The organism is Solwaraspora sp. WMMA2056, from assembly GCF_030345095.1.
Classification (GTDB): domain Bacteria; phylum Actinomycetota; class Actinomycetes; order Mycobacteriales; family Micromonosporaceae; genus Micromonospora_E.
Map to the genome: position 1 here is coordinate 3517991 of NZ_CP128360.1, position 20641 is coordinate 3538631.

A 20641-nucleotide genomic window follows, 5' to 3' on the forward strand; every position below is an offset into this window, starting at 1 on the left:
ATAGGGGTCCAGGTCCCGCCGCAGATCGATGTCGCTGACGGATATCCGGTTGCCGGCGGCTGGGACGATCATCCGGTGCCGCACCCCACCGCCGAACTGCTCGCCGCACTCGACCCGCTGACCCACCGGGCCCGGATGTCCGCCCTGGCCGGACACGCCCGCCGACTGGCCGCCGCCGGGAACCTGCCCGCCGTACTCGCCGAGCTGGCGCGCGGCGACGCCCACCAGCGGTTCCTCGGGCTCACCATGGCGGTGATCGTCGACGACCGGGCGACGGTGCGGGCCGGGTTCGTCGACCCGGACCGCCGGCTGCGGGCGGTCGCGGTCACCGCGTACCTGCGCTCCAGCTGGGCCGACCCCGCCGAGGTGGCGGCGCTGCTGCACGATGCCCCGGCCGACCTGCGGCGCACCGCGTACCGGACGCTGCGGGCGGCCCGCCGCGCCGACCTCGCCGACGCGCTGATCGACCCGGTCCGCGCCCGGTACGGCGACGGCGAAGCCGCGGTCCTGCTGCCCGCCTGCGGCGCGGACACCGTCGCCCGGCTGCTGCCAGAGCTGTCGTACGCCATCGCCAACGGCACCGCGCTGGCCCGCCGGCACCCCACCGTGCTGCTCGACTTCGCGCAGACGCAACTCGCCGCCCGGTCCGGTGCCGCCCGCGACGACTGGTGGCACGACTGGGACGACGCCGTGCTGCACACCGCGCAGCGGCATCCGACGCGGGTGTTCGACCTGCTGGAGCGGTACGCCCCGACGACCAGCCTGCCCGGCGCGACGACCGCGTACGGCGTACTGGCCGGCGCGGATCCGGCCCGGACCCTGCGGCTGCTCACCGCCCCGGCGCGGGCCGGCTGGCTGCGCGGCCGGCCGTTGCCGTCCGGCCTGCTGTACCGGCTGCGCGACGCCGACCTGACCGACCTGGTGCCGCTCGGGGTACGGCTGCGCGGCACCGACCGTGCCTTCGCCCGGCTGCTCGCCGCGCTGGCCCCGGCCCGTCGGGGCGAGCTGTACGACGCGGTGACGGCCGATGTGGACACCGCCGACGTGCTGCTGTCGGAGCAACTGTTGACCGTGCTGCCCCGCCACTGGCAGCACCGGGAGGTCCGCCGGATACTCGACCTGGACCGGGTCCGGGCCAGCGAGGACTGGACGCTGACGTACACCGCGTTCCTGCCCTGGGCCGTGGCGGAGTCGGCGCTGGTCACGGCGGCCCGGCGCGCGGACGCCACCGCCCGGGGCACCGGCTACGCGCTGCTGCTGGACGCCGCCGGGCGCAGTGGCGACCCGGCGGCCGTCGTCGCCGCCGTCGAACAGCTGCGCCGGCTGCGCAACGACCAGGACCCGGTACGGGCCCGCGCGTTCACCGCGCTGTCGCAGGTCGTCGGCCTGCTCACGCCGGCGATAGTGCCGGCGCTGACCGACGTCGTCACCCAGGCGGTGGCCGCCCGGGACACCTCGTCGGCCAGTCTGACCGCGATCGGCGGGCTGGCCGGGCAGGTGCTGCGCCGGCACGTAGCCGACCCGGCGCTGGTCGGCTGGGCGCTGCAGACCTTCGACACGCTGTACGACGGCCGGCAACTGCCGTTCCTCGGCCGGCTCGACCAGGTGCTGCGCCGGGGCCAGGAGCACGACCTGTTCACCCGGATCGCACCGTGGATCGAGGGCGCGGCGGCCCGGGACCGGTACGAGCCGCTGTTCGCCGTCGCCTGGTCGCTCGGTCGGCGCGCCTGGCGGCTGCCGCACCTGCAGCGGCTGCTGCGCCGGGCGATCCACCCCGGCGTGGTGTCGTCGGTGTTCCGCCGGGCGGTGACGCTGTGGCTGGCCGACCCGGCGACCCGGGCCGACCGGGTCGGCGAGGTGCTCGCCGTCGATGCGTCCACGGTGGAGGTTCACGAGGTGTGGCAGGCGATCTGCACCCGCCGCACCGACCTGCTCGACGAGGTGTTCACCACGCCGCCCGGTAAGCGGACCGGCAAGTTCCTCTCCGCCGGTGCCCGCTGGGTGCCCGGCCCGGCGCACCGGGTCGCCCGGTGGCTGCCCCGCCACCAGCAGGCGTACGCCGACCTGCTGGCGTCGATCGCCGCCGACCGGAGCATGGCCAAACACCATCGGGTACGGGCGATCAGCTCCGCCGCCCCGGTGCCCGGTGCCGGCCGGGCGGTCGTCACCCGGTATCTCGACGCGGCGGACGTCACCCTCGCCGAGGCGGCGCTGGCCGCGCTGGCCTGGACCGACCGGCCGGACGAGGCGCTGCCGGTGCTGCTGCGGCACGTCGACGACGACCGGGCCCGGGTCGCCGTCTACGCGGCCGGCCGTACCGCCCGGCTCGTGGCACCGTCGACGCTGGTCGCCACCCTGACCGACGTGGCCCTCGGCACCGGCAAGGTGACCAGCCGCAAGCAGGCGCTGCGGCTGCTCGCCCGGTACGGCCCGCCGGAGGCGTTCGACGTGGTCAGCGCGGCGTACCGGCGGGTGGACCAGCACCCCGACGTGCGGGCCGCCGCGGTCGCCGCCGCCCGGCAGCGGCCCGACGTGCCGGCCAGCTGGGCGATCCTGGCCGGGGCGGCTGGTGTCGGCCGGCCCGATTCGGCGGCGCCGTCGCGGGGCGAGGTGTCGGCACTGCTGGACGCGGCACCGTCGACGATCGCCGAGTCGGACCGTCCTCGGTACGCCGCCCTGGTCGTGGCCGCCACCGGCAACCCTGATCCGGAAGCGGCCCGGCTGGCCTGGGTGGCGTTGCCGGTCTGGGCCCGCTGGGCACCCGACCTGACCGGGTTGACCGTCACCGCCCTGACCGACCTGGACGACCCGTACCGGTGGGCGTCGGCGATGCAGGTGGTGATCCGGCTGCTCGACGGAGCGACAGCGGCAGCCGACGGATCACCGCAGGCGGGCGACCGGTCGCCGTTGGTGGTCGCGGTGGCCGCGCTGGCCCGGCTGGACCGCGTCGACGACCGACCGGGTGACCCGGCGGGGGACCGGCCGGCCCGGCGCCGCCTCGACCGGATCGTCGACGCGGCGGCGCGCTGGTGCCGCGACGCCGACCCGCAGACCGACCGGACGGCGGTGCGGGCCGCCGCGCGTACCCTCGCCGGTTTTGCCGATTTGACCCCGCAGACGGCCCGGCTGCTCGCCCACCTGGTGCCGCTGGCCGCACCGACCGCGACCCCGGTCGTCGCCGAGTTGGCCGCGCTCGCCGATCTGGTCGCCGACCGTCCGGTGCTCGCCGGCCGGCTCGCCGAGACGTTGACCGACCAGGTCCGCCGCGCCGAGGGCAGCTGGGAGCCGGCGGTGCTGACCGCCGTCGTCGGGGCGCTCGCCGACCGGGGTGACCTGGCCGGCGGGTTGTTCGCGGTGGCGCTGGTCCGGGCCGGTGACCGGTACGGCTGGTCGACGCCGTGGCGGTCGCCGCTGCACCGGCTGCGCCGCCATCCGGAGCCGGACGTCCGGTCGGCGGCCCTCGACATCGCGATGGTGGGCCGGTTGAGCTGACCGGGCGGCCGCTTGCCGCGCCCGACCGGGCGTTGACCTTGCGCGGTCACCTCACCATGATCAGCGAATCGGCAGGTCGGTGCCGGTGTGGTCGGAGAGGCGGTAGGTGCGCGTGCAGCGAACGGGACGATCGTGGCCGTACGGAGGTCTCGGGTCGGGCCGGTGGGTCCGGGCGGTGGCCGGGATCGTCGCGTCCGTCGTCACGGTGACCGCCGTCGCCGGCTGCGGCGACGACGAACGGTTGGCCGCCTTCGAGGAGGCGGTCATGCCGATCGTCGTCGAGATCGCCAAGGAGTCGGTGGCGGCGTTGCCGGCGCCGTACCGGATCGTCGCCGAGGTCGGCATCTACGCCACCGAGGAGGCGGCCCGCGAGCAGGCTGCCGACCAGGACGCCACCTATCTGATGATCAACCAGACGATCGACGGTACGCAGCGGGTGAGTGTCTTCCGGATCGACACCACCCGCAAGTTGCGGATCGACATGGACGGGCGGTTCGTCACCGAGATCGAACAGAACCGGATCACCATCACCGCCGACCCGACCGTCGACTCCACGCTCGTGATCACCGACGCGCTGGACAGCGAACCGGTGTACGCCGGTGACCGGCTCGTCTTCACCGGTGACGATCTGCACTACGACCTCGATACCGGGCGGTTCGGCGACCCGGAGCAGGATCCGGAGTTCGCTGCGGCGGTGGATCTGGTGGAGCCCCGGTTCGCCGGCACCTGGAGTTCGCTGACCGGCGGCCAGGCCGCGTTGCGTAACGGCGCACAGGCCGCAGACTGGAACGAAGGTACGCCCACCCTCGGCGGCTGCTCGTCGCTGCCCGATTCGGCCTGGAACGACGAGGAGGTCGTCCAGGGCATGTTCAGCGGCAACCGGTGGCGGCGGCTGTTTCCGGTCTACTGCATCCGGACCAGCGACGGCCGGTACGGCACCCTCACCCAGCGCACGTCGGTCGACGGTGAGCAGGGCCCGCTGCAGCTGGAGTACGTGCTGTGGAAGAAGCCGGGCGACTGACCGGGGTCCGGCGGGCGTCCGAGGCACCCGGGCTCGGGGGAACATCGGCCGGCCGGGCGGCGTTGGATCCCGGCGTTGGACCGAGTAGCGCACAACGATCGTCGTGCCCGGGCCGGCTTGCCCGTGCCGCCCACCCGCCCCGGCGGACCGGCACTTGCGGTCGAGCGGTATACCTGTGAGGAATAATCATTCCCGTGAGGTATATCGTCTGACGTGGTATTCCGTTCGCGCTTCGTGACGGACGGTGACCATGTGGCGATGGTGGCCATGTGCCGGTGACCATGTGGTTGGTCGACGCTCCGGCCCGTCGGGTCCGGCGGGCGGGGAATGATCGGCCGGTCGACGCGGTTGTACATGGTCGCGCCGCGCAGAAGGCCGGTAGCCCGGTCGACGGCGTCGTTCTCTCGACTTTCTGGTACGTGTTCTGTTCTGTCCCGTTCGTGACCGTTCATCGCCCGCGTGGGATCGGTGTCCGGTTCATCCCCCTCGGAACGGAGATTCTGCCATGAACACGATCTTCCGTAAGTCTCTGCTGTCCGTTGCCGGTCTGCTGACCGCTGGTGGTGTCGTGGCCGCTCCCGCCGTTGCGGCGCAGGCTGCTGGCCCGGGTGCCGCCGACGGTGGTGCGCGTGAGGTGCGGGTGCAGTACGAGGCGCAGCCGAACTTCTACTACTGCGGCCCGGCGGCGACGCGGATCGCGTTGACCGCGCAGGGCAAGGCCCCGTCACAGGACGAGGTGGCGGGCAAGCTGGGTACGACCGAGGCCGGCACCGACTCGGCCGAGGAGACGACCCGGGTGCTCAACGAGATGACCGGTGACGACGAGTACGAGACGACCGCGATCGGCGCGGACGCCGCCAAGCCGGAGCACGTGGAGAAGCTGCGGGCCGACGTGCGTGAGGCCGTGGACGACGACCGGGCCGTGGTCGCGAACATCATGGGTACGGCGACCGACGTCGACGGGGTGGCGCACTCGTACGAGGGTGGGCACTACCTGACGGTGACCGGTTACCGCGACGGTGGTGACACGGTGAAGATCGCCGACCCGTACTTCGAGGGCCAGGAGTACTGGATGGACCTCGACGCGCTGGCTGACTGGGTCGCCGCGCGTGGCTACTCCTCCTGATTGGTGACAGGTGCGCTGGCCGGGTCCCCCGCGGGGGACCCGGCCAGCGGCGTGTCCGACGTTGCGTTTTTGTCGGCGGCAGGGTGTACTGTGAGAAGTGGTTAGAACGGGTGTTCGATAAACGGGTGTTCGGCAAAGGTGCTGCCGCTGGTCGGGTCCGCCGGTCCGCGACAGTCCCGCCCTCGGGCTCCCCGTCCTGACCAGCCGGGAGGAGCGATTCGCGGCGCGAGTCCCGGCAGTGCGGCGCCGCGAGCCGCACACCCCGGCACTGGACTTTCGCGGGTCCAGCGCCACAAGGCAGGACCGTTGCCCGCCGCCCCCGACCCCCGGGCGGCGGGCAACGGACCCCGCCAGCATCGCCGGTGCGGATGCGGTGTGGGGAAGCATCCGTATCCGCACCGGCGACGCCCCGTCCGACGTCTTCCTCCGTGGGCGGGCACCCGACAGGTGACACGCGTGGAGGAGTGACCCATGCCGACCAGCCCGAGCCCGCAGGCACCCATGGTGCCGGCGCACCTGCTGCCCAACCGCACCCCGGCTCAGCTGCTCGCTCTCGCCCGGCACGGGCTGACCGAGGCGGCCGCCACCCGCCCCGACGGGCTGCGCTACGCGGCGGCCCACCTGGCGGCGCTGCGGGCCGCAGCGGCGATGCTCGCCGCCCGCGCCCGGCCGGCGCCGACCCGCCGCCACCGGGTCACCAGTGTCTGGACCCTGCTGCTGATGGTCGCCCCCGAGCTGACCGAGTGGGCCACCTTCTTCGCCGCCGGCGCGAGCAAACGGGCCGCCGCCGAAGCCGGCATCCCCCGGGTGGTCACCGCCCGGGAAGCCGACGACCTGCTGCGCGCCGCCACGGAGTTCGTCTGTCTGGTCGAAGACACCCTCGGAGTGGCCAGCCAACCCGCCCTCGACGGGCTGGCCGCCTGACCTAACTGACGCGACACCCCGCCGCCGGCATCCGTGGTGCCGGCGGCGGACGACGCGCGCGTACCACGTACGGACGAGAACACGGGGGAGAGGCAGAGATGGCGGGGCGGATGGTGGCCGGGACGGCGGCGTTGGCGGCGGTCGCCGCCGGGCTGGTCCGTCCGGCGAGCGCCCTGGCCGGGGCGACCGTCGCGGCGTACCCCGCCGACACCGCGACAGCCCCCGGCACCGCGCTGGCACCCGGTAGCGCGGCAGCACCGGGCACCGGGCCGGCGTCAGACACCGGGCCGGCACCCGGCATCGACCGGGCGTTGCCGGTGCCGGCCCCGTTGACCGGCCTGCTCCCCGGGCGCGGCCTGCGCCGGGGCTCCACCGTCAACGTCCTGCCGCACCGGTCGGCCCGGCTCGGTGCCACCTCCCTGCTGCTGGCCCTGCTCGCCGAGGTGTCCCGGGCCGGCCTGTGGTGCGCCGTCGTCGGGGTGCCGGCGCTGGGCGCGGGCGCCGCCGCCGAGCTGGGCATCGCCCTGGACCGGCTGGCGCTGGTCCCGCACCCCGGCCCGGACTGGCCGACGGTGGTCGCCGCGCTGATCGACGGTGTGGACGTGGTGGTCGTCGCCGCCCCCGCCGCCGTGACGCCGCAGGTCACCGGCCGGCTCGCCGCCCGCGCCCGACAGCGGGGCTGCGTGCTGGTGCCCTGCGGCCGGTGGGACGCCGCCGACGTGACCCTGCAGGTGGTACGCGGCCGGTGGGAAGGGCTCGGCTCGGGTCGGGGGCGGCTGCGCCGCCGGGAGATGGTGATCGCCGCCCGGGGCCGGGGCGCGATGAGCCGACCCCGGCAGGTGCAGGTCTGGCTGCCCGGCACCGCCACCGCATCGCCGGTCCCGGCCGGTCCGCCGCGCCGGTCGGGGCGGCCGGAGCTGACCGTGGTACGGCGGGGATGAGCCGCCCCCGGGCCGACCGTGGTGCGGGTGGGACGAGCCGCACCGACGGGGCCGCCACCCGGGCCATGGTGCTCTGGTGCCCGGACTGGCCGGTGACCGCCGCCGAGATCGTCGACGGGGTGCCGGCCACCGCACCGGTGGCGGTGCTGCACGCCAACCGGGTGATCGCCTGTTCGACCGCCGCCCGGGCCGACGGCGTACACCCGGGACTGCGCCGTCGGGAGGCGCAGAGCCGCTGCCCCGGCCTCACCGTGGTCGACCACGACCCGTCCCGCGACGCGCGGGCGTTCGAACCGGTCGTCACCGCCGTCGAGCAGATCGTGGCCGGTGTCGAGGTGCTCCGCGCCGGAGCATGCATGGTCGCCGCCCGTGGCCCGGCCCGCTACTTCGGCGGCGAGGACCGGGCGGCCGAGCAGATCGTCGAACACGTCGCGCAGAGCTGCGAGGTCGAATGCCAGGTGGGGGTCGCCGACGGCAGCTTCGCCGCCGGGCTGGCCGCCCGGGTCGGCCGGATCGTCGACCCCGGCGCCAGCGCGACGTTCCTGGCCGGCCTGCCGCTACGGGTACTCGGCCGACCCGACCTGGCCGACCTGCTGCGCCGGCTCGGCCTGCGTACCCTCGGCGACTTCGCCGCCCTGCCGGCCCGGGACGTACTCGCCCGGTTCGGTCCGGACGCGGCCCTGGCCCACCGGCTGGCCACCGGCCGTGACGAACAGCCGTTCACCCCCCGCCGACCGCCACCGGACCTGGCCGTCACCGCCGACTACGACGACCCGCTCGACCGGGTCGACGTGGCGGCGTTCGCCGCCCGTGCCCTGGCCGAACAGCTGCACGAGCGGCTCGCCGGGCACGGCCTGGCCTGCACCCGGCTCGGCATCGACGCGGTCACCGCGCACGGCCAGGAACTGCACCGGGTCTGGCGGCACGACGGTGTGCTCACCGCCGCCGCGATCGCCGACCGGCTGCGCTGGCAGCTCGACGGCTGGCTGACCGGTGCCACCGCCCGCCGGCCGGGTGCCGGCGACGCCGCGCTACCGCCGGCGCCGACCGCCGGGATCATCCGGCTGCGGCTGATCCCCGACGGGGTGCTCGCCCAGACCGCGCTGCAGCCCGGTCTGTGGGGTGGGACCGGCGAGGAACGGGCCCGCGCGCACCGGGCGCTCAGCCGGGTGCAGGGCCTGCTCGGCCCGGAGTCGGTGCTGACCGCCGTGCCCGGCGGCGGCCGGTCCCCGGTCGACCAGGTCCGCTTCGTCCCGTGGGGCGACGAACGGGTGCCGGCCCGCCCCGGCGAACCGCCCTGGCCGGGTCGGCTGCCGCCACCGGCCCCGGCGATCGTGCTGCCCGCCCCGCTGCCCGCCGAGGTGTACGACGCGACCGGTGCCCCGGTCACCGTCGACGCCCGGCTGACGCTCAGCGCCGTACCGGCCCGGTTGGCCGTCGACTCCGCCGCCCCGGTCGACGTCACCGGCTGGGCCGGCCCGTGGCCGATCGACGAACGCTGGTGGGCGCCGGCCGAGGCCCGCCGGCGGGCCCGGTTCCAGGTCGCCCTGGCCGACGGCAGCGCCCTGCTGATCGCCCGCGCCGACGGGCGATGGGTGGTGGAGGCCATCTATGACTGACGACCCGATGGTGGTCGACCCGCTCGCGGTCGACGGCGACGGCGGCGACGCGCCCGGCTGGACCCGTAAACGGGCACCGTACGTGCCGCCACCGGTGCCACTCGTGCCGCCGGACGCCGTCGGGGCCGGGCCGGTCACGCCGTACGCCGAACTGCACTGCCACAGCAACTTCAGCTTTCTCGACGGGGCCAGCCACCCGGAGGAGCTGGTCGAAGAGGCGGTCCGGCTGGGGCTGACCGCGCTGGCCGTCACCGACCACGACGGCTTCTACGGGGTGGTCCGCTTCGCCGAGGCGGCCGCCGCCCACGGGCTGGCGACGGTGTTCGGAGCCGAGCTGTCCCTCACCGCCGGGGATCAGCAGAGCGACCGGCGGGCGGTGCCGCGTACCGGGGAGCCGGACCCGGCCGGGCGGCACCTGCTGGCGCTGGCCCGTGGCCCGGCCGGGTACGCCCGGCTGGCCCGCGTCATCTCCCGGGCGCAGCTGCGCGGCGGGGAGAAGGGCCGACCCGACTACGGCACCCTGGAGCAGGTCGCCGCCGAGCTGCGGGACCACGTACTGGTGCTCACCGGGTGCCGCAAAGGGCCGGTGCCGGCGGCACTGCGTACCGGTGGGGTGGCCGCCGCCGGCGCGGAGCTGGACCGGCTGGTGGCGCTTTTCGGCGCGGACGGCGTCGCGGTCGAGTTGACCGACCACGGCGATCCGTCCGACGGCGACCGCAACGACGCCCTCGCTGCGCTCGCCCACGGCCGGGGCCTGCCGACGGTGGCCAGCGGCAACGTGCACTACGCCGCGCCGGCGCGGCACCGGATGGCCGCCGTGCTGGCCGCGATCCGGGCCCGACGCGGCCTGGACGACATCGACGGCTGGCTGCCCGCCGCCGGCACCGCCCACCTGCGCTCCGGGGCGGAGATGGCGGCCCGGTTCGCCGGCTACCCGGGTGCGGTGGCGCGGGCCGCCGGCTACGGCGCCGAGCTCGCCTTCGACCTGCAGCTGGTCGCCCCCCGGCTGCCGGACCATCCGGTGCCGGCCGGGCACACCGAGATGAGCTGGCTGCGGGAGCTGACCTGGCGGGGCGCGCTGGAACGGTACGGCCCCCGCGAGGCCCACCCGGAGGCGTACCGGCAGCTCGACCACGAACTCGACATGATCGACAAGCTGGACTTCCCCGGCTACTTCCTGGTCGTGCACGACATCGTGGCGTTCTGCCGTGAGCAGGACATCTACTGCCAGGGGCGGGGGTCGGCGGCCAACTCGGCGGTCTGCTACGCGCTGCGGATCACCAACGTCGACGCGGTCCGCCACCGGCTGCTGTTCGAGCGGTTCCTCGCCCCGGAACGCGACGGCCCGCCGGACATCGACGTCGACATCGAGTCCGGTCGCCGCGAGGAGGTCATCCAGTACGTGTACCGCCGCTACGGCCGGGAACACACCGCCCAGGTGGCCAACGTGATCTCGTACCGGCCCCGGTCGGCGGTGCGTGACGTGGCCCGCGCGTTCGGGTTCTCACCCGGCCAGCAGGACGCCTGGAGCAAGCAGATCGACCACTACGGTGCGGTCGCGGCCGCCGGGCCGGACATTCCGGCGCAGGTGGTGGCGTACGCCGACGAGCTGCAGACCTTCCCCCGGCACCTGGGCGTGCACTCCGGCGGGATGGTGATCTGCGACCGGCCGGTGATCGAGGTCTGCCCGGTGGAGTGGGCCCGGATGCCGGGGCGCACCGTGCTGCAGTGGGACAAGGACGACTGCGCCAGCGTCGGCCTGGTCAAGTTCGACCTGCTCGGGCTCGGCATGCTCACCGCGCTGCACGACGCGCACGACCTGATCGGCTCCGAACTGGACCTGAGCGCCATGTCGCTGGACGACCCCGAGGTGTACGCGATGCTGTGCCGGGCCGACTCGGTCGGGGTGTTCCAGGTGGAGAGCCGCGCCCAGATGGCCACCCTGCCCCGGCTGAAACCGACCTGCTTCTACGACCTGGTCGTCGAGGTGGCGTTGATCCGGCCCGGCCCGATCCAGGGCGGCTCGGTGCACCCGTACATCCGTCGGCGCAACGGCCAGGAGCCGGTGACCTACCCGCATCCGCTGATGCGCAACGCGCTGGAGAAGACCCTCGGGGTGCCGCTGTTCCAGGAGCAGCTGATGCAGTTGGCGATCGACCTGGCCGGCTTCGACGCCGCCGGCGCCGACCAGCTGCGCCGGGCGATGGGGTCGAAACGGTCGGCGTCTCGGATGGCCGCGATCCGCGACCGGCTGTACGCCGGGATGGCCGGCCGGGGCATCACCGGTGAGCTGGCCGACGACCTGTACGTGAAGCTGAGCGCGTTCGCCAGCTTCGGGTTCCCGGAGAGTCACGCGATGAGCTTCGCCTACCTGGTGTACGCCAGCGCCTGGCTCAAGCGCTACCACCCGGCCCCGTTCCTGGCCGCGCTGCTCAACGCCCAGCCGATGGGGTTCTACTCGCCGCAGACCCTGGTTGACGACGCCCGCCGGCACGGGGTGCGGGTGCACCGGCCGGACGTCAACGCCAGCGGCGCGGCGGCCACCCTGGTCGTCGACGCCCGCACCCGGTGGGGTGGCGCGCCGGGGGAGCCGCCGCACCAGTGGGGGGTCGGCGGCCCGCAGGTGCGCCTCGGCCTGTCGGCGGTACGCGGCATCGGTGACGACCTGGCGCAGCGGATCGAGGACGAGCGGGCCGCGCGTGGGCCGTACCAGGACATGTCGGACCTGGCCCGCCGGGTCGGGCTGACCGCCGCCCAGCTGGAGGTGCTGGCCACCGCCGACGCGTTCGCCTGTTTCGGGTTGACCCGCCGGCAGGCGCTGTGGGGGGCCGGGGCCGCCGCGCAGGAACGTGCCGACCGGCTGCCCGGCGTCGCCGTCGGCGTCGCCGCGCCGACCCTGCCCGGTCTGGACGAGGTCGACGCGTTGATGGCCGACGTGTGGGCCACCGGGCTGTCGCCGGACACCCACCCGGTGCGGTTCGTCCGGGACCGGCTGGCCGCCGCCGGGGCGGTGCCGATCGCCGAGCTGGGCCGGGTCGACGCCGGCACCCGGGTCCGGGTCGGCGGCATCGTCACCCACCGGCAGCGCCCGGCGACCGCCGGTGGGGTGACGTTCGTCAATCTGGAGGACGAGACCGGGATGCTCAACGTGACCTGCTCACCCGGGCTGTGGCTGCGCTACCGGACGGTGGCCCGCAGCAGTGCCGCGCTGCTGGTGCGGGGCCGGCTGGAGAAGGCCGAAGGGGTGCTCAACCTGGTCGCCGACCGGCTGGACGCGGTCACCACCCCGGTCAGTCCGGCGTCCCGGGACTTCCGCTGACCGTCGGGTCGGCCGCCGGCGCTGATGGCTCGGCGGCGGGCTCCGAGGGGTCGGGCGTCGGGGTCAGCGGGGTCAACGGAAGGTCGCTCGGCGCCATCCGCACCGGTGCCGACGGCGTCGGGGTGGAGACAGGCAGTCTGAACGGTGCCAGCTCGGGGCAGAACGGGTAGACGTACTGCGGTTCGTACCTGGGCGCGGGGGGCGGGACGGGTTGCCCGTCCTGTGAGTAGAAGTCCAGGTCGCCGACGGATTCTACGCACCGGTACGGATCGCCGAGGGAGATCGGTTGGCCGTTCTCGTCGAACAGTCGGGCGCCTTCGACGAGCCGCCCCTGACCGTCGTAGACGTACACGTCCAGCATCTGCGGGTACGGATCGTGCTGGTAGTAGACCGGCCCGGGGGTGCTGCTGCGGGACCGGCCGTCGACCTCCGCCACGGTGACCGCACCGAAGATCAGCATGATGGCGGTCGCGGCGGTGAGCGTCCGGCGGGGCCACCGGGTCAACCCGGCCTGGCGGCGGCCGAGCCAGACCGAGCCGATCACGAAGCCGACGAGGGCCAGGAAACCGATGACGAGGCTGCCGCCCGGCCGGGGGAAGAGCCCGGGCGGGTTGCCGGAGGTGAGGTAGGCGAAGAGCATCGCGGCGAGGTAGCCGCGTAGCACCCACCAGGCGGGGCGCAAGAGTCGCAGGAATTCGCTGGCGGTGCCGTAGCCGAGCAGCGGCCCGACGCGGTGGTCGGCCCGGCCCAGCCGGCTGCGGGCGCTCTGCCAGGCGGCGGTTACCCGGTGGCCGAACCCCGGCGTCGTCGCAGGGGTGTCCAACGCGGCGCTGGCGCGCAGCTCCGCCGCGTACTCCGTCGGGTCGCCGAGTCGGTCGACGAGCGTGCCGTCGCCTTCGGCCAGCACCTCGGCCAGATGCTCGGGTAGATCTTCGAGCAGCTCGTCGCGGACCGTCGTCGGCAGGTCCGCCAGGGCGGCCCGGACCTGCTCGACGTAGCGCGTGATCTCCATCTGCGTCGTGGCGTTCACGCCGCCACCCCCCGATCGTCGAGCAGGTCGTCCATGGTCGCGGCGAAGTCGCGCCAGTTCTTACCCGAGCGGGTCAGCTGGTCGCGGCCGGCGGAGTTGAGTGAGTAGTACTTGCGGTGCGGCCCTTCCTCGGACGGGACCACGTAGGTGGTGAGCAGGCCGGCCTGGAACAGCCTGCGCAGCGTGCCGTAGACCGAGGCATCACCGACCTCCGTCAATCCGGCGGTGCGCAGCCGGCGCAGGATGTCGTAGCCGTAGCCGTCGTCGTGCCGCAGCACGGCGAGGACGGCGAGGTCGAGCACCCCTTTGAGAAGCTGGGTGGTATCCACGGTGTGCAGACTACTGCGCAATCCGATATACCGTCAATCGCGCAGTACCGGCGGGCGGAATGAGCCGGCGACCGGAGTGGGTCGGCGGCGGACGGTCGACCGGCGGGCCGCGCCGGGCGCGCCGGCGGTGCCGGCCGATAGGCTCGCGCGGGTGGAGCGCACACACATCCCGAGCGGCCCGACAGTCAGCCCCCGGACCGCCGTCGTCTGGTCCGTGCTGCGGCAGGAGCTGGACCGCCACCGTGACCGCACCCTCACCGTCGTCGACGTCGGCGGCGGCACCGGCGGGTTCGCCGTACCGCTGGCCGAAGCCGGCCATCAGGTCACCGTCGTCGACGCCAGCCCGGACGCCCTGGCCGCCCTGACCCGCCGCGCCGCCGAGGCGGGCGTCGCCGAGCGGATCCGGGCCGTGCAGGGCGACGGTGACGCGCTCGGCGACCTGATCGCGCCGGCCAGCGCCGACCTGGTGCTGTGCCACGCCGTGCTTGAGGTGGTCGACGATCCGGCCCGGGTGGTCGAGTCCCTGGCCGCCGCGCTGCGCCCCGGCGGCGCGGCCAGCGTCCTGGTCGCCGGCCGGGCCGCCGCCGTGCTGGCCCGGGCGGTCAACGGTCACCTGGACCTCGCCGCCGCGCTGCTGACCGACCCGCAGGGCACCGCCGGCCCGCGCGACACCCTGCGCCGCCGCTACGACGCGGCCAGCGCCGTCGCGCTGCTCGTCGCCGCCGGGCTCCAGGTCGAACAGACCCATGGGGTACGCGTACTGGCCGATCTGCTGCCGGCTGCCGTCGCCGAGGGCGACCCGCAGGCGGTGCTCGACCTGGAACTCGCCGCCGCCGCCCACCCGCCCTACCAGGACCTCGCCACCCAGCTGCACCTGTTCGCCCGGCGCCCCACGGCATGAGCGACGCCGAGCCGCCGGCCACCCCGGCGCACCTGCTGCGCCCGGCCCGACCCGAGTACGGCGTGGCCAGCCTCGCCGAGGTGGCGCCCAGTGTGCTCGCCGTCCTCGGGGTGCCCGGTGCGGTGGACCAGCTGCGACTGACCGACCCGCTGGCCGGCGTACGGCGGGTGGTCGTGCTGCTGATCGACGGCCTCGGCTGGCACCAGCTGCCGACCGCCGGTCGACACGCCCCGGCCCTGGCGCAGTTGGCCGCCGGCCGGTACGCCCGCCGCCTGACCACCGGTTTCCCGTCGACCACTCCGACCAGCCTGGTCAGCCTCGGCACCGGCACCCCACCCGGCCCGCACGGGGTCCTCGGCTTCCGCAGTCTGGTGCCCGGCACCGACCGGGTGCTGACCCACACCCACTGGACCGACGACCCGGACCCGACCTCGTGGCAGCCGCTGACCACCTGCTGGCAGCGGGCGGCGGCCGCCGGCATCGACGTCACCGTGGTGAGCCGGGGTGAGTTCGCCGGCAGCGGGCTGACCGTCGCGGCCAACCGGGGCGGCACCTTCCGAGGTGCCGACGGGGTCGACGATCTGGCGGCCGGCCTGCTCGCTGCGGTCGCCGCCGCCGACGGGCCGGCACTGGTCTACGGATACCACCCGGATCTCGACCGGGCCGGCCACGTCTTCGGGGTCGACTCGCCGCAGTGGCAGGTGGCCGCTGCCGGGCTGGACCGGCTGATCGGCCGGGTGGTCGCCGGGCTGCCGTCGGACGCGGCGCTGCTGGTGACCGCCGACCATGGCCAGCTCAACGTGCCGGCCGGGCCGGCGTACCGGGTCGATCTGGACGCCGACCCCCGACTGCAGGCGGGGGTACGGGTGGTGGCCGGTGAGCCCCGGGTGCGCTACCTGCACACCCGACCGGGTGCCACGGCCGACGTGGTGGCCGCCTGGCGGGGGGTGCTGGGGCCGGCCGCCGAGGTGGCCGAACGTGACGCGCTGATCGAAGCGGGCTGGTTCGGCCCGGTGCCGTCGGCACACCGGGCCCGCATCGGGGACGTCGTGGTGACCTGCCAGGACCGGTTCGTGGTGCTGTCCACCGCGACCGAACCCGGTACGGCGGCGCTCGTCGGATTCCACGGCGGGACGACCGAGGTGGAGCTGGCGATCCCACTGCTGGTCACCACCGGGTGACGGCAACGCGGTGGATCGCCCCGATCGCGGGAAGATCGGCTGGTTTGCTCGTGCTGGCCGAAGGGCGGACGGGACGTAGTGGGAACGGGCGGCTACGCTGTTACCAGGTGATGACGTCCACCGGACGGAAAATCAACCTAGGCGGTCCGTCGTCCGGCTTTCCGACCCGCGAACCCCCTCGTAGACTTGCGGGTAAGCAGCCGGTTGGCTGCCACGGTCTGTCGGTCCGACCGGGCCGACCAACGGTGACCGGGGAGGAGTGCCGTGCCGCTCTCGGAGCACGAGCAGCGGCTGTTCGAGCAGATCGAGCGGTCGCTTGCCGAGGACCCCAAATTCGCCTCGGCCGTGCGCGCCAGCGACCCGCGTTTCCACACGCGGCGTCGCCTGCTCGTCGCTGCCGGTGTGATCATCATTGGCCTTGCCCTGGTCGTTTACGGCACAGTGAGCAAAGTGCCGCTGCTGGGCGTGGCCGGTTTCGTGGTCATGCTCGGCGCTGCGGCGTTCGCCATGCAGTCCCAGCGCAAGTCCAGCGCACCCGATCTGCGGGTGGTCGGCGGGACGACGAGCCGCAGGACCCGCAGCGGACGACGGTCATCGCTGATCGACCGGCTGGAGGAGCGTTGGCGCCAGCGGCCGGAGGGCCACCGCTGACCTGACCGGCGGAGCTCTGCCGCCCGGGCCGGATCCGTCCCGGGCGGTGATGTCGTTCCCGCGACCAGGGTCAGCGCCGCCGTGCTGCCCAGCGTCGGCGTGCCCGGTGCCGTGCCGCCCAGCGTCGGCGTGCCCGGTGCCGGGCCGCCCCGGGCACTGGTCACGATCGGGCATGCCGCAGCAGCGCCCCGGATCGGAGCGCGCACTGTCCCGCCGGTCCGTAGACCGCGTCCGACGGATCGCCGCTGTGGCACGAGGGCGATTATGCCGGGCCGGCCGGCCGCAGGTTGCCGGATTCCCGAAAGTGGTCCGGCCCGGTCCGCCGGAGAACTAGCGACCCAGCCGGCTCGCCAACAGCCGGCGTGGGCTGAACCGGGCGACGGCGTCGCGCCACTGCCCGACCACCCCGACCACCCGCCCGTACGTGTCCGTGATCTGGGCGCGCCAGTGCAGCAGCACCGACGGCGGCAGCAGCCGGGCCAGCAGCCGGGTCCGACGGTTGGCACCCGCCGCCAACGCCGCTCGGGTCCGGTCGAGCGCCTCGACCAACGCCCCGCCCTGCATCGGCTGCCGGGCGTACCGTGCCCGCTCCTCGGCCCGGCCGAGCAGCCGTACCGCGTCGGTCGCCCCGCCGTCGCGGACCGCCCCGATCGCCGCGAGCCGTTCGGCGGTCGCCCGTGGGGTCTCCGACCGGTCCACCGGTACCCGCAGATCGACCATGGTGTCGATCAGTTCGTTCCAGGCGGCGTGCGCATGTTCCCGGGCCGCCCCCGCGTCCGCGCCGGTCACCGTCATGACCGGGCCGGCCGCGCCGCCGGGAGCCGACGCCGGGTCGGCGACGGCGCCGGGAGCAGCGCCCAGGGTGCTGCTGAGCCGTCGGCGACGTACGGTGGCCCGCCGCGCCGCCGGCACCGCCGCCAGCGCCAGCAGGACCGCCACCGCCGCCAACGTCCACAGCGGCCACGTCGGGCCGGTCGGCGTGGTCGACGTCCCGGCCAGGCCCTCGTCACCCGGGTCGACGTTGCCCGGATCGGTCTGCGGCAGCGGCGCCGCCGACGGACCGTCGGTCGGCCCGGCGGTCGGCCCGGCGGACGGACCGGCGTCGTCGGGGGCGTCCACGTCCGGCGCCCACTCGGAGCGCACCGACCCCGGCACGCTCGCCGCCGGCGTCGGATCGAACGGCACCCAGCCGAGCCCGTCGAAGTAGACCTCGGTCCAGGCGTGCAGGTTCAGGTTGGTCAACGTGTAGGTGTTCTCCACCTGCCGGGAGCCGTTGGTGAAGCCGAACGCCACCCGGGCCGGGATGTCCGCCGCCCGGACCAGCCAGGCCATCGCCGCCGCGTACTGCTGACAGAAACCGACCTTGTTGTCGAGGAAGTTGACGATGTCCTGGCTGGCCGTGCCGCCCTCGGTGGCCAGACTGTAGGTGAAGCCGTTGTCGCGGGAGAAATGGTCGTAGATGGCCCGGACCCGGTCGTAGTCGGTCCGCGCGCCTGCGGTCAGCTCCGCCACCAGGGCGGTGACCTGCGGGACCTGCGGCACCTCGGTGAGCCGTACCCGCAGGTCGTCGTCGGCCGGCAGCGGCTGCGACCGGCGCAGCGCGCCCGGCGTGTACGAGGAACGGACGTAGTCGAAGCCGTAGGTCATGCCCCGCGCCCGGGACCGGCCGGAGAAGACGACCTGTGCGATCCGGTCGTACGCCCAACTGTCGTCCACGTCGCGCATCCGCACCGGCACCGGGTACGTCGGCAGCAACGCCATGTTGAAGCCCTGCGCGACCTCGACCGTCGCTTCGAACTCTTCCCGGGTCACCCCGGTGGTGAGCAGCCGGGGATCTTCGCGAGGGTCGCGCAGCGACAACGCCGACCCCGGCCGTCCGCCCGGCGACCGGTTGGCGAAGCCCTCCTGGCTGATCTCGTCGGCGATCCCGATCCGGAGGTACCCCGGATCCGGATCGTTCGTCGTCACCCGCAGCATCTCGGTGACCTCGCTCTGGTTGAGCTGGCCGCTCAACGCCGCGAACAGGTTCACCTGACCCGGTCCGGTGCCCAGGCCGGTGCCGCCCACCCCGGCACCGCTGAGATTGGTCAGCAGTCCCGAGGTCATCCCGGGGATCGCCACCGGGACCGCCACCGCGACGACCACACCGACCAGCGCCAGCCGACGGCCGGCGGCGGCCAGCGGTGACGGCTCCCACACGTCGACGTCGCGGCCGTCGCCGGTGAACCGTCGGCCGAACCGGCGTACCCGGTCGACGTTGTCGGCCATCAGCAGCCACAAATAGCCGACCGCGCCCACCACGAACGGCACCGCCGGGACACTGTCCACGTAGATCGCCACCGGCACCGAGTAGATGGCCAGCATCGGCAGACCGGCCAGCGCGGGCCGGCGCAACGTCACCGTCAGCACGTCGACGACGACGGCGACCGCGCCGATACCCAGGGCGGTGATGAACAGCAGGGCGTCGCCGTCGGGCACCGGTACGCCGTAGGCGTGCACGTCCTGCGCGGACTGGGCGAACAGTCCGCCGAAGTGGGCGAACGTCGCAGGGGAGGGCAGCACCACGAGGAACTCGTCGCCGCTGGGGAACAGCCAGGTCAGCCCGAGCAGCAGGGCACCCACCATGGCCACCGGGTGCAGCCAGGCCGGCCCGCCCAGCGTCCGGGCCAGCAGGCCGGCCCCGGACACCAGTGCGACGGTGATCGCACACTGCACCAACCAGGTCCAACTGGCGAAAATGGTCCCCATCGGGGCGGCGGCCATCAGGGTGGCCGCCGCGGCGACCAGACCCAGGTGTCTGCGGCCGGTCACTTGACACCTCCGGCTACCGTCTCGGCCAACGCCGCCCGCCAGGCGAAGCCCTGCGGCCCACGGGCCAGTTGCGGCCACAACGACGGCAACTGGTCGCCGTGGTTCACTCCGATCACCCGCCAGCCGCTCTGCAACAGCGACAGCGCCGCCGCCCCCTGCGTCCGGGCCACCTCGGCCCGCTCGGCCTCGCCCAGGTTCAGCCAGCTGTGGCTGTCGACCAGCAGCGCGATACAGGTCGACCGGTTGCCCCGCAGCCCGGCCAGCAACTCGGCCTCCGGCAGGGTCAACGCGCCGAGTACGGCCACCACCAGTGAACTGTCCGACCGGCGACGGATCTGCTCGACCAGGGTCGCGACGTCGCTGCGTTGACTGGCGGTGACGTCGGCCAGACAGTCCAGCAGCAGGCCGTCGCCGTCGGCCTCGGTGGCGTCGGTGTCGACGCCGAGGCCGGTGACCAGCCGCAGCCGGTAACCGCTGCCGCGCAGGTGTACGGCGACGCTCGCGGTCGCCGCCACCGCCCATTCGAAGCTGGCCGTCGGCCCGTCACCCTGGTGGGCGTACGCCCGGGTGTCGAGCACCACGGTGGCCCGGCTCTCCCAGGGCTGCTCCTCCCGGCGCACCATCAGCTCACCGGTGCGGGCGGTCGACTTCCAGTGCACCCGGCGCAGGTCGTCGCCGCGCCGGTACTCCCGGGTCGCCGAATCGTCCTCGCCGTGTACCGCCACCGACCGGGCCCGGCTGTCGCCCGAACCGGCGTACTCGCTGGCCAGCCGGACCGTCGGCAGCGCGGTGACCTGCGGGATCACGGTGAGTCGGTCGACGCTGGGGAACGCCCGCGTCAACTCGCACAACCCGAACGGGTCGGTCAGTCGGACCACCAGTGGTCCGACCTCGTAGCGGCCCCGGACGTCGGCGCGCACCGTGTACGCCACCGAACTCGCCTGCTGGGCACCGAGCCGTTCCAGCACCACCCGGGGGCGGGTCCCCAGGGCGTACGGCAGCCGGTCCTCCAGCAGCAGGGTGCCGGTCGGCAACCGGGACAGGTTGTGCAGGCGCAGGACCACCCGGGCGTTGGCACCCACCGGCACCCGGTGCGGCTCCAACGAGCGGGTGCAGGCCAGCTTGTACCGGCTGCGGCCCACGTAGGCCGCGGCCAGCAGCGGGAGCAGGGCCAACAGGATGGCGACCCGCAGCAGGTCCTTCTCGCCGAGGATCAGCGCCGACACGACCGCCGCGGTGCCGGCCGCCAGGAACGACCGGCCGCGGGTGGTCAGGCCGCGCAGCGCCTCACGCATC

General features: G+C 74.4%; 14 protein-coding genes. 10 read left to right on the forward strand and 4 right to left on the reverse strand.

What is annotated here, in order from left to right:
• Nucleotides 1–75: 75 nt before the first annotated feature.
• The 7 genes from O7608_RS16055 to O7608_RS16085 all read left to right on the forward strand — a co-directional run bounded on the left by O7608_RS16055 (nt 76) and on the right by O7608_RS16085 (nt 12442).
• Nucleotides 76–3492, forward strand: coding sequence for a hypothetical protein (locus O7608_RS16055; RefSeq protein WP_289205344.1), 3417 nt, complete (start codon nt 76–78; stop codon nt 3490–3492).
• Between the two features lie 175 nt (nt 3493–3667).
• Nucleotides 3668–4513 carry a hypothetical protein gene (locus O7608_RS16060; RefSeq protein ID WP_289205345.1) on the forward strand — a complete coding sequence of 282 codons (846 nt, stop codon included), beginning with the start codon at nt 3668–3670 and terminating at the stop codon, nt 4511–4513.
• Between the two features lie 505 nt (nt 4514–5018).
• On the forward strand, nt 5019–5639 hold the full coding sequence (locus tag O7608_RS16065; protein ID WP_289205346.1) for a C39 family peptidase: 621 nt from the start codon (nt 5019–5021) through the stop codon (nt 5637–5639).
• A 471-nt stretch (nt 5640–6110) separates the two neighbouring features.
• A complete protein-coding gene (locus O7608_RS16070) occupies nt 6111–6563 on the forward strand; it encodes an SAV_6107 family HEPN domain-containing protein (protein ID WP_289205347.1) in 453 nt (150 codons plus the stop codon).
• Nucleotides 6564–6796: 233 nt separating this feature from the next.
• A complete protein-coding gene (gene imuA' / locus O7608_RS16075; protein ID WP_353850570.1) occupies nt 6797–7504 on the forward strand; it encodes a DnaE2-dependent mutagenesis accessory factor ImuA' in 708 nt (235 codons plus the stop codon).
• Between the two features lie 65 nt (nt 7505–7569).
• Entirely contained in the window at nt 7570–9123 is a 1554-nt protein-coding gene (locus O7608_RS16080) for a DNA polymerase Y family protein (RefSeq protein WP_289210917.1), read from the forward strand.
• On the forward strand, nt 9116–12442 hold the full coding sequence (locus O7608_RS16085) for an error-prone DNA polymerase (protein ID WP_289205348.1): 3327 nt from the start codon (nt 9116–9118) through the stop codon (nt 12440–12442). Before O7608_RS16080 ends, O7608_RS16085 begins: the two co-directional genes overlap by 8 nt.
• Here the strand turns inward: O7608_RS16085 and O7608_RS16090 are convergent.
• Nucleotides 12414–13472, reverse strand: coding sequence for a DUF1700 domain-containing protein (locus O7608_RS16090; RefSeq protein WP_289205349.1), 1059 nt, complete (start codon nt 13470–13472; stop codon nt 12414–12416). The two genes, O7608_RS16085 and O7608_RS16090, sit on opposite strands and share 29 nt — an antisense overlap.
• On the reverse strand, nt 13469–13801 hold the full coding sequence (locus tag O7608_RS16095) for a PadR family transcriptional regulator (protein WP_282228259.1): 333 nt from the start codon (nt 13799–13801) through the stop codon (nt 13469–13471). The genes O7608_RS16090 and O7608_RS16095 overlap by 4 nt, the downstream gene beginning before the upstream one ends.
• A gap of 151 nt (nt 13802–13952) precedes the next feature.
• On the opposite strand from O7608_RS16095, the gene O7608_RS16100 reads away from it, so the two are divergent.
• The 3 genes from O7608_RS16100 to O7608_RS16110 all read left to right on the forward strand — a co-directional run bounded on the left by O7608_RS16100 (nt 13953) and on the right by O7608_RS16110 (nt 16534).
• A complete protein-coding gene (locus O7608_RS16100) occupies nt 13953–14702 on the forward strand; it encodes a methyltransferase domain-containing protein (RefSeq protein WP_289205350.1) in 750 nt (249 codons plus the stop codon).
• On the forward strand, nt 14699–15883 hold the full coding sequence (locus O7608_RS16105) for an alkaline phosphatase family protein (RefSeq protein WP_289205351.1): 1185 nt from the start codon (nt 14699–14701) through the stop codon (nt 15881–15883). Before O7608_RS16100 ends, O7608_RS16105 begins: the two co-directional genes overlap by 4 nt.
• A 264-nt stretch (nt 15884–16147) precedes the next feature.
• Nucleotides 16148–16534, forward strand: coding sequence for an SCO2097 family morphological protein (locus O7608_RS16110; protein ID WP_289205352.1), 387 nt, complete (start codon nt 16148–16150; stop codon nt 16532–16534).
• Nucleotides 16535–16864: 330 nt separating this feature from the next.
• Here O7608_RS16110 and O7608_RS16115 read toward each other — a convergent pair whose 3' ends face one another.
• Nucleotides 16865–19345, reverse strand: coding sequence for a transglutaminase TgpA family protein (locus O7608_RS16115; RefSeq protein WP_289205353.1), 2481 nt, complete (start codon nt 19343–19345; stop codon nt 16865–16867).
• Nucleotides 19342–20640 carry a DUF58 domain-containing protein gene (locus tag O7608_RS16120; RefSeq protein WP_289205354.1) on the reverse strand — a complete coding sequence of 433 codons (1299 nt, stop codon included), beginning with the start codon at nt 20638–20640 and terminating at the stop codon, nt 19342–19344. The genes O7608_RS16115 and O7608_RS16120 overlap by 4 nt, the downstream gene beginning before the upstream one ends.
• Nucleotide 20641 lies beyond the last annotated feature (1 nt).